At 57.9% G+C, this 14,919-nt stretch carries 9 protein-coding genes; 7 read left to right on the top strand and 2 right to left on the bottom strand.

The window, feature by feature from the left end; all coding sequences use genetic code 11:
- Positions 1-65 precede the first annotated feature (65 nt).
- The 3 genes from rpoB (at position 66) to ACR0JX_RS19375 (ending at position 9,693) form a co-directional block, all read left to right on the top strand.
- Positions 66-4,202, top strand: coding sequence for a DNA-directed RNA polymerase subunit beta (rpoB, locus tag ACR0JX_RS19385; protein ID WP_480545426.1), 4,137 nt, complete (start codon positions 66-68; stop codon positions 4,200-4,202).
- 50 nt (positions 4,203-4,252) lie between these two features.
- A complete protein-coding gene (gene rpoC, locus ACR0JX_RS19380; RefSeq protein WP_480545424.1) occupies positions 4,253-8,494 on the top strand; it encodes a DNA-directed RNA polymerase subunit beta' in 4,242 nt (1,413 codons plus the stop codon).
- A gap of 329 nt (positions 8,495-8,823) precedes the next feature.
- Positions 8,824-9,693, top strand: coding sequence for a DMT family transporter (locus ACR0JX_RS19375; RefSeq protein WP_480545422.1), 870 nt, complete (start codon positions 8,824-8,826; stop codon positions 9,691-9,693).
- On the opposite strand, the gene ACR0JX_RS19370 is transcribed toward ACR0JX_RS19375, so the two are convergent.
- The gene (locus tag ACR0JX_RS19370) at positions 9,678-10,484 is read right to left on the bottom strand and encodes a putative rhamnosyl transferase (RefSeq protein WP_480545486.1); all 807 of its coding nucleotides are present in this window, start codon (positions 10,482-10,484) and stop codon (positions 9,678-9,680) included. The genes ACR0JX_RS19375 and ACR0JX_RS19370 overlap by 16 nt on opposite strands.
- A 14-nt stretch (positions 10,485-10,498) precedes the next feature.
- Entirely contained in the window at positions 10,499-11,314 is an 816-nt protein-coding gene (locus ACR0JX_RS19365) for a putative rhamnosyl transferase (protein ID WP_480545420.1), read from the bottom strand.
- 368 nt (positions 11,315-11,682) lie between these two features.
- Between ACR0JX_RS19365 and rpsL the strand changes: the two genes are divergently transcribed.
- The 4 genes from rpsL to ACR0JX_RS19345 all read left to right on the top strand — a co-directional run.
- Entirely contained in the window at positions 11,683-12,054 is a 372-nt protein-coding gene (gene rpsL / locus ACR0JX_RS19360; protein WP_005621086.1) for a 30S ribosomal protein S12, read from the top strand.
- Positions 12,055-12,069: 15 nt separating this feature from the next.
- The gene (gene rpsG, locus ACR0JX_RS19355; protein WP_039529242.1) at positions 12,070-12,540 is read left to right on the top strand and encodes a 30S ribosomal protein S7; all 471 of its coding nucleotides are present in this window, start codon (positions 12,070-12,072) and stop codon (positions 12,538-12,540) included.
- A gap of 18 nt (positions 12,541-12,558) precedes the next feature.
- Positions 12,559-14,676 (top strand): elongation factor G, encoded by a 2,118-nt coding sequence (gene fusA, locus ACR0JX_RS19350; RefSeq protein ID WP_480545418.1) that lies wholly within the window; start codon positions 12,559-12,561, stop codon positions 14,674-14,676.
- A gap of 60 nt (positions 14,677-14,736) precedes the next feature.
- A partial coding sequence (locus ACR0JX_RS19345) for a GTP-binding protein (RefSeq protein WP_480545024.1) occupies positions 14,737-14,919 on the top strand: 183 nt, incomplete at its 3' end.

Raw genomic sequence — 14,919 nt, 5'->3', positions numbered from 1 at the left:
TGTGCAAGATGCCGGGGCCCGACGGTGTCTTTGCCCGCTGAGAACATCGAAAGGTGACATCTGACATGGCTCAAACGTTCCTTGGCCAGAAACGTCTTCGTAAATATTACGGCAAAATCCGTGAAGTTTTGGAAATGCCGAACCTCATTGAGGTCCAGAAATCTTCTTATGATCTTTTCCTGCGCTCCGGCGATGCTGAACAGCCCACAGACGGCGAAGGTATCATGGGCGTGTTCCAGTCGGTTTTCCCGATCAAGGATTTCAACGAAACCTCCGTTCTGGAGTTCGTGAAATACGATCTGGAAAAGCCTAAATATGACGTCGAAGAGTGCATGCAGCGCGACATGACCTACAGCGCACCGCTAAAGGTCACTCTGCGTCTGATCGTGTTTGATGTCGATGAGGACACCGGCGCGAAATCGGTCAAAGATATTAAAGAACAGGACGTGTTCATGGGCGACATGCCCCTGATGACACCGAACGGAACGTTCATCGTGAACGGCACCGAGCGTGTGATCGTGTCCCAGATGCACCGCTCCCCCGGTGTGTTCTTTGACCACGACAAGGGCAAGACCCATTCCTCGGGCAAGCTGCTGTTTGCCTGCCGCATCATCCCGTATCGCGGCAGCTGGCTGGACTTTGAGTTCGACGCCAAAGACATCGTGTTCGCCCGTATCGACCGTCGCCGCAAACTGCCTGTGACAACCCTGCTCTATGCGCTGGGTCTGGATCAGGAAGCGATCATGGACGCGTATTACAACACCGTGTCCTACAAGCTGGACAAGAAGAAAGGCTGGGTCACGCCATTCTTCCCCGAGCGCGTACGCGGTACCCGCCCAACCTATGATCTGGTCGACGCGAAATCCGGTGAAGTGATTGCCGAAGCAGGCAAGAAAGTCACCCCGCGCGCGGTCAAGAAACTGATCGACGAAGGCAGCGTCACCAACCTGTTGGTGCCCTTCGACAACATCGTCGGCAAGTATGTCGCCAAGGACATCATCAACGAAGAAACCGGTGCGATCTATGTCGAAGCCGGTGATGAGCTGACCCTGGAATACGACAAAGACGGCGACCTGATTGGCGGTACAGTCAAGGACCTGATGGATGCGGGCATCACCGACATTCCGGTTCTGGACATCGACAACGTCAATGTTGGCCCCTACATGCGCAACACCATGGCTCAGGACAAGAACCTGAACCGCGAAAGCGCGCTGATGGACATCTATCGCGTCATGCGCCCGGGTGAGCCGCCCACCGTCGAGGCTGCGTCGGCTTTGTTCGACACCCTGTTCTTCGATAGCGAGCGTTATGATCTGTCCGCCGTTGGACGCGTGAAAATGAACATGCGTCTGGCTCTGGACGCGCCGGATACCCTGCGCACCCTGCGCCGCGAAGACATCGTGGCCTGCGTCAAGGCTCTGGTCGAGCTGCGCGACGGCAAAGGCGACGTGGACGATATCGACCACCTCGGCAACCGTCGTGTGCGTTCGGTCGGCGAACTGATGGAAAACCAGTACCGTGTTGGCCTGCTGCGCATGGAGCGCGCGATCAAAGAGCGTATGTCGTCGGTCGAGATCGACACCGTGATGCCTCAGGATCTGATCAACGCGAAACCGGCTGCAGCTGCTGTTCGCGAATTCTTCGGCTCGTCGCAGCTGTCGCAGTTCATGGACCAGACCAACCCGCTGTCCGAGGTCACCCACAAACGCCGTCTCTCGGCGCTTGGCCCCGGTGGTCTGACGCGCGAACGTGCGGGCTTTGAGGTGCGCGACGTACACCCGACCCACTATGGCCGGATGTGCCCGATTGAAACGCCTGAAGGTCCGAACATCGGTCTGATCAACTCGCTGGCCACCTTTGCCCGCGTGAACAAGTATGGCTTCATCGAAACACCGTATCGCGTCGTCAAAGACGCCGAGGTGACCGATGAGGTTCATTACATGTCCGCGACCGAGGAAATGCGTCACACCGTGGCGCAGGCGAACGCGACGCTGGATGCGGATGGCAAGTTCATCAACGATCTGGTGTCGACCCGTCAGGCCGGTGACTACACCCTCGCCCCGCGCGAGAATGTGGACCTGATCGACGTAAGCCCGAAACAGCTGGTATCGGTCGCTGCATCGCTGATCCCGTTCCTTGAAAATGACGACGCCAACCGCGCTCTGATGGGCTCGAACATGCAACGTCAGGCGGTTCCGCTGCTGCGGGCCGAGGCACCGCTGGTCGGTACCGGGATCGAGGAAAAGGTTGCGATCGACTCGGGTGCTGCGATTCAGGCGAAACGCGCCGGTATCATCGACCAGGTCGATGCCCAGCGTATCGTTATCCGCGCCACCGAAGATCTGGAACTGGGCGACGCTGGCGTTGACATCTATCGTCTGCGCAAGTTCCAGCGTTCGAACCAGAACACCTGCATCAACCAGCGTCCGCTGATCAAGGTGGGTGACACCGTCCAGAAGGGCGAGGTCATTGCCGACGGTCCGTCGACTGATATGGGTGAACTGGCCCTGGGTAAGAACGTGGTTGTCGCGTTCATGCCGTGGAACGGTTACAACTACGAAGACTCGATCCTGATTTCGGAACGTATCGCGCGTGATGACGTCTTTACTTCGGTCCATATCGAGGAGTTTGAAGTCGCCGCCCGTGATACCAAGCTGGGCCCGGAAGAGATCACCCGCGACATCCCGAACGTTGGTGAAGAAGCGCTGCGCAACCTCGACGAGGCGGGCATCGTTTACATCGGTGCGGATGTTGAGCCGGGCGATATTCTGGTCGGCAAGATCACTCCGAAGGGCGAAAGCCCGATGACCCCGGAAGAAAAGCTGCTGCGCGCCATCTTTGGTGAGAAAGCATCTGACGTGCGCGACACCTCGCTGCGCGTGAAGCCGGGCGATTACGGTACGGTCGTTGAGGTCCGCGTCTTCAACCGTCACGGCGTCGAGAAAGACGAGCGTGCGCTGCAGATCGAGCGTGAGGAAGTCGAACGTCTGGCCCGTGACCGGGACGACGAGCTGGCGATTCTTGACCGCAACATCTATGCGCGTCTGCAAGGTCTGATCCTTGGTAAAACCGCTGTCAAAGGCCCGAAAGGTGTCAAGGCAGGGTCGGTGATCACCGAGGAACTGCTGGAAACCCTGACCCGTGGTCAGTGGTGGCAGCTGGCGCTGGAAGGCGAGCAGGATGCACAGATCGTCGAAGCTCTGAACGAGCAGTACGAAGTGCAAAAGCGTGCTCTGGACGCCCGTTTTGAAGACAAGGTCGAAAAGGTCCGCCGTGGCGACGACCTGCCGCCGGGTGTGATGAAGATGGTCAAAGTCTTCATCGCCGTGAAGCGCAAGCTGCAGCCGGGCGACAAGATGGCCGGTCGTCACGGGAACAAAGGTGTGATCTCCAAGGTTGTTCCGATGGAAGACATGCCGTTCCTGGCCGATGGTACTCCGGTCGACTTCTGTCTGAACCCGCTGGGTGTGCCTTCGCGTATGAACGTTGGTCAGATCCTTGAAACCCATATGGGTTGGGCCGCGCGCGGTCTGGGTCTGAACATCGATGACGCTCTGGGTGAATACCGCCGCTCTGGTGACCTGACCCCGGTGCGCGAAGCGATGAAGCTGGCCTATGGCGAGAATGTCTACGAAGAAGGCATCACCGGTCTGGACGAGGATGGCCTGATCGAGGCTGCGGGCAACGTGACCCGCGGTGTTCCGATCGCAACCCCGGTCTTCGACGGCGCCAAAGAGGCGGACGTCAACGACGCGCTGGTGCGTGCGGGCTTCTCGGAAAGCGGTCAGTCGGTTCTGTTCGACGGTCGTACCGGTGAGCAATTCGCGCGTCCGGTGACCGTGGGCATCAAGTACCTGCTGAAACTGCACCACCTTGTGGACGACAAAATCCACGCGCGTTCGACCGGGCCGTACAGCCTGGTCACCCAGCAGCCGCTGGGTGGTAAGGCGCAGTTCGGTGGTCAGCGCTTTGGTGAGATGGAAGTCTGGGCTCTGGAAGCTTACGGCGCCGCCTACACCCTGCAGGAGATGCTGACGGTGAAATCGGATGACGTCGCCGGCCGGACCAAGGTCTATGAGTCGATCGTCAAGGGCGAGGATAACTTTGAAGCGGGCGTACCGGAATCGTTCAACGTTCTGGTTAAAGAAGTCCGTGGCCTCGGCCTGAATATGGAACTCCTGGATGCGGAGGTTGAGGAGTAAGGGCGCTGCCCTTTCTCCCGTCCCCCCTTCCGCAAGATTTGAGGTAACAAATGAACCAGGAAATCACCAACAACCCGTTTAACCCGCTGACGCCCCCGAAGGTCTTCGACGAGATCAAGGTCTCGCTGGCGTCGCCCGAGCGGATTCTGTCTTGGTCCTATGGCGAGATCAAGAAACCCGAAACCATCAACTACCGGACGTTCAAGCCTGAACGTGACGGTCTGTTCTGCGCTCGTATCTTTGGCCCGATCAAAGATTACGAATGTCTGTGCGGCAAATATAAGCGGATGAAGTATCGCGGCGTTGTCTGCGAGAAATGCGGTGTGGAAGTCACTCTGCAGAAAGTTCGCCGTGAGCGTATGGGCCACATCGAATTGGCCGCGCCCGTTGCGCATATCTGGTTCCTGAAATCGCTGCCGTCCCGCATCGGTCTGATGCTGGACATGACGCTGCGCGATCTGGAACGCGTACTGTACTTTGAAAACTACGTCGTCATCGAGCCGGGTCTGACCGACCTGACCTATGGCCAGATGCTGACCGAAGAAGAGTACATGGACGCTCAGGATGCCTATGGCATGGACGCGTTCACCGCGAATATCGGTGCCGAAGCCATCCGTGAGATGCTTGCCCAGATCGATCTGGAAGCCGAAGCCGAGCAGCTGCGCGCTGATCTGGCCGAAGCGACTGGCGAACTGAAGCCCAAGAAGATCATCAAGCGTCTGAAGGTTGTTGAATCCTTCCTGGAGTCGGGCAACCGGCCTGAGTGGATGGTCATGACCGTAATCCCGGTCATCCCGCCGGAACTGCGTCCGCTGGTTCCGCTGGATGGTGGCCGTTTTGCGACTTCGGATCTGAACGATCTGTATCGCCGCGTCATCAACCGGAACAACCGACTGAAGCGTCTGATCGAGCTGCGCGCGCCTGACATCATCGTCCGCAACGAAAAGCGGATGCTGCAGGAATCCGTGGATGCTCTGTTCGACAACGGCCGTCGTGGCCGCGTGATCACCGGCGCTAACAAGCGCCCGCTTAAATCGCTGTCGGACATGCTGAAAGGGAAACAGGGTCGCTTCCGTCAGAACCTTCTGGGTAAGCGCGTCGACTTCTCGGGCCGTTCGGTCATTGTGACTGGTCCGGAACTCAAGCTGCACCAGTGTGGCTTGCCCAAGAAGATGGCGCTGGAGCTGTTCAAGCCGTTCATCTACTCGCGCCTCGAAGCCAAGGGTCTGTCTTCGACCGTGAAACAGGCGAAGAAACTGGTCGAGAAAGAGCGTCCCGAAGTGTGGGATATCCTCGACGAGGTGATCCGCGAACATCCTGTCATGCTGAACCGTGCGCCGACGCTGCACCGTCTTGGCATTCAGGCGTTCGAACCGGTTCTGATCGAAGGTAAAGCCATCCAGTTGCACCCGCTGGTTTGTTCGGCCTTTAACGCCGACTTCGACGGGGACCAGATGGCGGTTCACGTTCCGCTGAGCCTTGAGGCCCAGCTGGAAGCCCGTGTTCTGATGATGTCGACGAACAACGTTCTGTCGCCTGCAAACGGCGCGCCGATCATCGTTCCGTCGCAGGATATGATCCTAGGTCTCTACTATGTGACCCTGGAACGCGAAGGTATGCCGGGCGAAGGCAAGGTGTTCGGGTCGATCGACGAAGTTCAGCACGCGCTGGATTCCGGCGAAGTGCATCTGCACTCGAAAATCACCGCGCGGATCACGCAGATCGACGACGAAGGCAACGAAGTTCAGAAGCGTTATGAAACCACTCCGGGCCGTCTGCGTCTGGGTGCGTTGCTGCCGATGAACAACAAAGCACCGTTCGATCTGGTCAACCGCCTGCTGCGGAAGAAAGAAGTGCAGCAGGTGATCGACACCGTCTACCGCTACTGCGGTCAGAAAGAATCGGTCATTTTCTGTGACCAGATCATGTCGATGGGCTTCAAAGAAGCGTTCAAGGCGGGCATTTCGTTCGGCAAGGACGACATGGTCATTCCGGACGACAAGTGGGGCATCGTTGATGACACCCGCGGTCAGGTGAAGGACTTTGAACAGCAGTACATGGACGGCCTGATCACTCAGGGCGAAAAGTACAATAAAGTTGTTGATGCCTGGTCGAAGTGTAACGACCGCGTCACTGATGCGATGATGAGCACGATCTCGTCGTCGGATCGGGCAGAGGACGGGTCTGAGCAGGAACCGAACTCGGTCTACATGATGGCCCACTCCGGCGCGCGTGGCTCGGTCACTCAGATGAAACAGCTGGGCGGTATGCGCGGCCTGATGGCCAAGCCGAACGGTGACATCATTGAGACGCCGATCATCTCGAACTTTAAAGAGGGTCTGACCGTTCTTGAGTACTTCAACTCGACCCACGGTGCCCGTAAGGGTCTGTCGGATACCGCTCTGAAGACGGCGAACTCGGGTTACCTGACCCGTCGTCTGGTGGACGTGGCACAAGACTGTATCGTTCGTGAGATCGACTGTGGCACCGAGCGTGCGATCACTGCCGAAGCGGCCGTGAACGACGGTGAGGTTGTCGCCTCGCTGGCTGAGCGGGTGCTGGGTCGTGTCGCGGCTGATGATGTTCTGCGTCCGGGCACCGATGAGGTGATCGTGGCTGCAGGTCAGCTGATCGACGAACGTATGGCGGACACCATCGACGAAGCCGGTGTTGCGTCGATGCGCATCCGCTCGCCTCTGACCTGTGAGTCCGAGGAAGGCGTCTGTGCAACCTGCTACGGTCGTGACCTAGCCCGCGGTACCATGGTGAACACAGGTGAAGCTGTCGGCATCATCGCCGCGCAGTCGATCGGTGAACCCGGTACACAGCTGACCATGCGGACCTTCCACATTGGTGGTGTTGCGCAAGGTGGTCAGCAGTCGTTCCAGGAAGCCAGCCAGGACGGTGTCGTTTCCTTCGAGAACCCGCAGATTCTGGTCAATGCCGCAGGCGAAAGCCTGGTCATGGGCCGAAACATGAAGCTGGTGATCAAGGACGAACACGGCGAAGAGCGTGCCAACCACAAGCTGGGCTACGGCTCGAAGCTGTTCGTCAAGGACGGCACCAAGGTTGCCCGTGGCGACAAGCTGTTCGAATGGGATCCCTACACTCTGCCGATCATCGCCGAGAAAGCCGGTACCGCGAAATATGTCGACCTTGTTTCGGGCCTTGCTGTCCGTGACGAGACCGACGACGCAACTGGTATGACCCAGAAGATCGTGATCGACTGGCGCGCGGCCCCCAAAGGCAGCGACCTCAAGCCCGAGATCATTCTGGTCGGTGAAGATGGCGAGCCAGTCCGCAACGATGCGGGCAACCCGGTTCACTATCCGATGTCGGTGGATGCGATCCTGTCGGTTGAAGACGGTCAAACCGTCGAAGCCGGTGACGTTGTCGCGCGTATCCCGCGTGAAGGTGCCAAGACCAAGGACATCACCGGTGGTCTGCCGCGTGTGGCCGAACTGTTCGAAGCGCGTCGTCCGAAAGATCACGCGATCATCGCAGAAGCCGATGGTTACGTGCGCTTTGGCCGCGACTACAAGAACAAGCGCCGCATCAGCATCGAACCGGCGGACGAGTCCATGGAAACCATCGAGTACATGGTGCCCAAGGGCAAGCACATCCCGGTCGCCGAAGGGGACTTCATCCAGAAGGGTGAATACCTGATGGACGGTAACCCGGCTCCGCATGACATCCTGTCCATCATGGGTGTCGAAGCGCTGGCGGATTACATGATCGACGAGGTGCAGGACGTCTATCGTTTGCAGGGCGTGAAGATCAACGACAAGCACATCGAGGTCATCGTGCGCCAGATGCTGCAGAAGTGGGAGATCCTGGATTCAGGCGACACCACCTTGCTGAAAGGCGAGCATGTCGACAAGCAAGAGTTCGACGCGGCCAACGAGAAGACCCTCGACCGTGGTGGGCGTCCGGCTCAGGGCGAGCCGATCCTTCTGGGGATCACCAAAGCCTCGCTGCAGACACGTTCGTTCATCTCGGCGGCGTCGTTCCAGGAAACCACCCGCGTGCTGACCGAAGCGTCCGTGCAGGGCAAGAAGGACAAGCTGGTTGGCCTGAAAGAGAACGTCATCGTCGGTCGTCTGATCCCCGCCGGTACAGGTGGGGCAACTCAGGCCGTGCGTCAGGTGGCGCAATCGCGCGACAACGTCGTGATCGAAGCCCGCCGGGAAGAGGCCGAAGCCGCCGCTGCCCTGGCAGCTCCGACCTTCGACGACGACATGGTGGGCGACGAGTTGGACGTTCTGGTGGAAACCCCGGAAAGCCGCGAGTAAGGCTTGCAGTTTACGAATAGGAGGGGCCCCGCAGTTTCGCGGGGCCTTTTTTGTTTTCATGCGATGAGCGTTCGGCACTTTGCAGGTTTAAGGGGGCAATACAGCAAAGATATCGAAAACAAATTGTTCAACGCCAGTGCTCGCTCGTGTAGCCCTTGGCCCAATGCACTGGTCTTTGAAATTAGGAATGCCGGCTCAAGGACTGGCTTGGAGGCCTTCCAGACATCTTTGAAAAGGACCTGGGTACCCTCCAAGATATTGCTGGGAATTGACATTTTTTCGGGCTGCTGAGCCAATAGCGAGATTGAATCGAGACTGGACAGTTTTTCATGACCCCGAACCTGAAAGGCGCGCTGCTGATGATGGGCAGCATGATGGCCTTTACCATCAATGACACGCTGGTGAAGGTCGCCTTGCAGGATCTGCCGCTGTTTCAGTTGATTGCCTTACGTGGATTGTTGGCGACGTCGCTTGTCTATCTGTTGGCCCGGCATCTGGGCGCGTTTCATCTACGATTTCCACGGCATGACAGATGGTTGATTGCCCTGCGCTGTGTGGCGGAGCTGTCAGCAACCTTCTTCTTTTTGACTGCGTTGAAACATATGCCTTTGGCGAATGTGACGGCGGTTTTGCAGGTCTTGCCCCTCACGGTAACGCTTGGGGCCGCGTTGTTCTTTCACGAAGCAATCGGCTGGCGGCGCATGGTGGCGATTGCGATGGGGTTTGTCGGGATGCTGCTGATCGTTCGGCCCGGCCCCGAGGGGTTTGACCTATACGCGATCTATGCGTTGGTTGCGGTGCTTTCGGTCACTGCGCGAGACCTAATTACGCGCCGAATGTCGGCCGAGGTACCTTCGATGGTCGTTACGCTTGCGACCTCGTTCTCGATCACGGTGACGGCCGCGATTGTATCGATCTTTGAAGGATGGGTGCCGGTCTCTGTCGCCACGGGCGGATTGGTTGTTTCGGCTGCAATATTCGTTCTTGTTGCCTATTTGTGCAGTGTCATGGTGATGCGGGTTGGTGAGGTCGGATTCGTCGCGCCGTTTCGGTATACCGGTTTACTGTGGGCGCTTGGGTTGGGCTGGTTGGTCTTTGGGGACTGGCCAGATGCGATTACCATGATGGGTGCGATGCTTGTGGTAGGCTCGGGCCTGTTTACGCTGTTTCGGACGCGTGCACGTCAGCCCGAGGTGTGAACGCGCCGCACGGTCTGTGTGTCGATGGCAAAGCGGGCGCGAAACTCTGCTTCGTCTGCCGGGTCCAAAGGTTTCAATTCGATCTGCGCATTGCGTGTGGCAGGTGAATCGTTAAACCCGTTCAAGCTGCGTACCCACATTGGAGCGTCCGGATAGCTGACGACCGGCATGATGCGACCCAACCGGTTATGGGTATAGCTCATGATGGTGGCAGAGCTTCCACCGCGCACATACATACCCAAGCCAGCAGTGACCAGAGGCCGATGCACCATTGCGGCCTGCACGCCATCCGCACTCATGCGCGCAAGATACCCGCAATTGAAGTCGATCCCCACAGTCTCATGAGTTTGCATCAAACCGGCGCAATCCTGAGCGGCTTGGCGCAGACGCTCCACAAAATCTACCGAGACGGCATCATCGTCGTCATGGCGAAATTGCAGGCACGCTTGGTTCGGGTCGGTGCGGGCGTTGTTTAGAAGCTCTTTCATCAAACGCCGGTGTCGGGCAGGGGGCTTTTGTATGATCCGCACTTGCGACATTCCAGCGGTCAGATCACGCAGACGATCATGGGCGGGTTTGGGCAGGCAGTCCCCGATCAGGATCAGCAGTTGAAACTCTTGATCCGTTTGGTTTCGGAAACAGGGCAGGGTCGAGGCTTCGAACAAACGAAACCTCTCTTCCAGACGTGCAGGAGCATAGAGGTAGCGCCGCCGATCCTCGGTTGTCTCATGCTGGACCTGAAAACCACCAATGGCGGGGTAGGAAAACCGGCACAGGCCAATGACCGGCATGGAGGTCGAGCGCGTCATGCTGCGCCATGCACCTTGCGCACGACCTCCTGATCAATGGCGTAGCGGGCGATAAACTCACCTTCCATCTCGGGGGTCAGAGGCTGCAGGTCGACCTTGTTCTTGCGGGCGTGAGGAGAGTCATTAAATTCATGCAGCGTCCGCACCCACATCGGCGCGTCCCCGTATGAGATCACGGGCATCGACCGCCCGATCTTGTTATGGGTATAGCTAATGATTGCTTTGTCGCAGCTGCCAGCAACATACATACCCAGTCCGACGCCCAATTGATTGATAAAAACACGCGCGGCTTGAATACCATCTGCATCACAACGCGCCAGAAACCCGTGGCAAAAATCCACTGCAACGGTTGAATGACTTTCGACCAGGCCGCGACCTTCGTGGATGGCGATGCGCAGGCGTTCAACCAGATCAACGGATACGGCATCGTCATCATCATGCCGGAACTGAATGCAGGGCTGATCCGCGTCGATGCGGGCTTCGTTTAGGACGTCCCGCATGATCTGCCGCGTCTTCAGCCCGCAATCGGCAGGCTTTGAGAGGATTCGAACTTGCTTCAAATCCGCCGTCAGATCATGCAACCGGTCGCGCGCCAGTTTCGGGAGGCAGTCACCTGTCACGACCAGAAGCTCAAAATCCTCATCCGTCTGTTCGCGGAAACACGGCAGGGTCGAGGATTCGAATAACCGGAACCTTTCTTCCAGCCGTTCGGGATTGTACAGATGGCGACGCCGCTCTTCGATCGTGTCATGTTCGATCTGAAAGCTGCCCAAGGCCGGAAACGAGAAACGGCACAGTCCGATGACCTGCATTGAGAACCTGTTCTTTTCGCTCTTCCGGTCACTATGGCGTTGCTTTAGACCCTGGGCAACCGAAAGACACTCGGGCGCGAGCAGGGCGGATCACGCTGTTAATGCCGGGCTGTTGACACTTGGGCCGACTCCCCTTAATACGCGCGACATCTCGGTACCGGGGGCCGCCCCATAACCGATTTCAGTAATGAACTGGTCAAGGCCCGGACACTTTTATCGTTCGCGCCCTCTGATAACCAACCGCGACGTTCACCTCGGAATGGGAACGCTCGCGGGTTTTGCGCTTGTGGACGCATAAGTGCAGCAAATTTAACCGCACGCAACGCGCGTGCATGTCATGTGTGTTGCAAAACGGGGAAGAAACCGGAATGCCAACTATTCAACAGCTGATCCGCAAACCGCGGCAGCCCAAAGTAAAACGCTCGAAGTCCATGCACCTGGAGCAGTGCCCGCAGAAACGCGGCGTCTGCACACGTGTATATACAACCACACCGAAGAAGCCGAACTCGGCTATGCGTAAGGTTGCCAAGGTGCGCCTGACCAACGGGTTCGAGGTCATCTCGTACATCCCCGGTGAAAGCCACAACCTGCAGGAACACTCGGTTGTTCTGATCCGTGGCGGCCGTGTAAAAGACCTTCCCGGTGTGCGTTACCACATCCTGCGCGGTGTTCTGGATACTCAGGGCGTCAAAGATCGTAAGCAACGTCGTTCGAAATACGGCGCGAAGCGTCCCAAGTAAGAAGGAGAGGCTGATATGTCACGTCGTCACGCCGCCGAAAAACGCGAAGTCCTGCCTGACGCCAAATTTGGCGACAAGGTACTGACCAAATTCATGAACAACCTGATGATCGACGGCAAGAAGTCGGTCGCAGAGCGCATCGTTTACAACGCGTTTGACCGCGTTGAGAACAAGATCAAGCGCGCTCCTGTCGAAGTGTTCCACGAAGCGCTCGACAACATCAAACCTTCGGTCGAGGTTCGCTCGCGCCGGGTTGGTGGTGCAACCTATCAAGTTCCGGTCGAAGTGCGCCCCGAGCGCCGCGAAGCACTGGCCATCCGTTGGCTGATCACTGCTGCGCGTGGCCGCAACGAAAACACCATGGAAGAACGCCTCGCCGGCGAACTGCTGGACGCTGTACAGTCCCGCGGTACCGCCGTGAAGAAGCGCGAAGACACCCACAAGATGGCCGAGGCGAACAAAGCCTTCAGCCACTACCGTTGGTAATTCAGAGGCTTATCAAAAATGGCACGCGAATATCCGCTAGAACTATACCGTAACTTCGGTATCATGGCGCACATCGACGCAGGTAAGACCACCTGCTCGGAGCGTATCCTGTATTACACTGGTAAATCCCACAACATCGGTGAGGTGCACGATGGTGCAGCCACCATGGACTGGATGGAGCAGGAGCAGGAACGCGGCATCACCATCACTTCGGCTGCGACCACCACCTTCTGGGAACGCACCGAAGACGGTCAGACCGCCGATACCCCCAAGCACCGCCTGAACATCATCGACACCCCCGGCCACGTTGACTTCACCATCGAAGTTGAGCGTTCGCTGGCGGTTCTCGACGGTGCTGTCTGCGTTCTGGACGCAAACGCTGGCGTTGAGCCCCAGACCGAAACCGTGTGGCGTCAGGCTGACCGCTACAAGGTTCCGCGTATGGTTTTCGTCAACAAAATGGACAAGATCGGCGCAGACTTCTTCAACTGCGTTCGCATGATCGAAGACCGCACCGGCGCACGCGCTGTTCCGGTTGGTATTCCGATCGGCGCCGAGTCCGAGTTGGAAGGCCTGATCGACCTGGTCACCATGGAAGAGTGGCTGTGGCAGGGCGAAGATCTGGGCGCAAGCTGGATCAAAGCTCCGATCCGCGACAGCCTGAAAGACATGGCTGACGAATGGCGTGGCAAGATGATCGAAGCGGCCGTCGAAATGGACGACGACGCGATGATGGAATACCTGGAAGGCAATGAGCCCGACGTTGAGACCCTGCGCGCCCTGCTGCGCAAAGGTACTCTGGACATCGCGTTCGTTCCGGTTCTGGGTGGTTCGGCGTTCAAGAACAAAGGCGTTCAGCCGCTGCTCAACGCTGTGATCGACTATCTGCCCAGCCCGCTGGACGTTGTTGATTACATGGGCTTTAAGCCTGGCGACGAGGAAGAAGTTCGTGACATCGCACGTCGTGCCGATGACGCAATGGCGTTCTCGGGCCTGGCGTTCAAAATCATGAACGACCCCTTTGTTGGCTCGCTGACCTTCACCCGGATCTACTCAGGCACCATGAACAAGGGTGACTCGATCCTGAACTCGACCAAAGGCAAGAAAGAGCGCATCGGTCGTATGATGATGATGCACTCGAACAACCGGGAAGAGATCGAAGAAGCGTTTGCAGGCGACATCATCGCGCTGGCGGGTCTGAAAGACACCACCACCGGTGACACCCTGTGTGATGCGAAAGAGCCTGTGGTTCTGGAAACCATGACCTTCCCCGATCCGGTGATCGAGATCGCGGTTGAGCCCAAAACCAAGGGCGACCAAGAGAAGATGTCCCAGGGTCTGGCCCGTCTGGCCGCCGAAGACCCGTCCTTCCGTGTGGAAACCGACCTGGAATCGGGTCAGACCATTATGAAGGGCATGGGCGAACTTCACCTGGACATCCTGGTTGACCGTCTGAAGCGCGAGTTCAAGGTTGAAGCGAACATTGGTGCACCGCAGGTGGCCTATCGTGAAACCATCTCGATGCCGGTCGAGCACACCTACACCCACAAGAAACAGTCGGGTGGTTCGGGTCAATTCGGCGAAGTTAAGCTGGAAATCCAGCCGACAGAGCCGGGCGAAGGTTATTCGTTCGAAAGCCGCATCGTTGGTGGTGCCGTTCCGAAGGAATACATCCCGGGTGTTGAAAAAGGCATCAACTCGGTCATGGATAGCGGCCCGCTGGCTGGCTTCCCCGTGATCGACTTCAAGGTTGCCCTGCTGGACGGTAAGTTCCACGACGTTGACTCGAGCGTTCTGGCGTTCGAAATCGCGGCCCGTATGTGTATGCGTGAAGGCATGCGCAAAGCTGGCGCGAAACTGCTGGAACCGATCATGAAGGTCGAAGTGATCACCCCGGAAGAATACACCGGCGGTATCATCGGCGACCTGACCTCGCGTCGTGGCCAGGTGTCTGGTCAGGAACCGCGCGGCAACGCGATCGCGATCGACGCGTTCGTTCCGCTGGCGAACATGTTCGGCTACATCAACACTCTGCGTTCGATGTCGTCGGGCCGTGCCCAGTTCACCATGCAGTTCGACCACTACGATCCGGTTCCGCAGAACATCTCGGACGAGATCCAGGCGAAATACGCATAAGCGAAGATTTGAGGGAGCTCCGGTCAGGGGCTCCCTTCATTACCGAAAAAGGAGGCCATCATGGCAAAGGAAAAGTTTGAGCGTACAAAACCGCACGTCAACATCGGCACGATTGGCCACGTTGACCATGGTAAGACCACGCTGACCGCAGCAATCACCAAGTATTTCGGTGACTTCAAAGCGTATGACCAGATTGACGGTGCGCCGGAAGAGAAAGCGCGCGGCATCACCATCTCGACCGCC

This window comes from Ruegeria sp. AH7 (genome assembly GCF_056541325.1).
The sequence above is the reverse complement of the archived record's forward strand: the minus strand, read 5'-3'. Positions and strand labels throughout refer to the sequence as shown.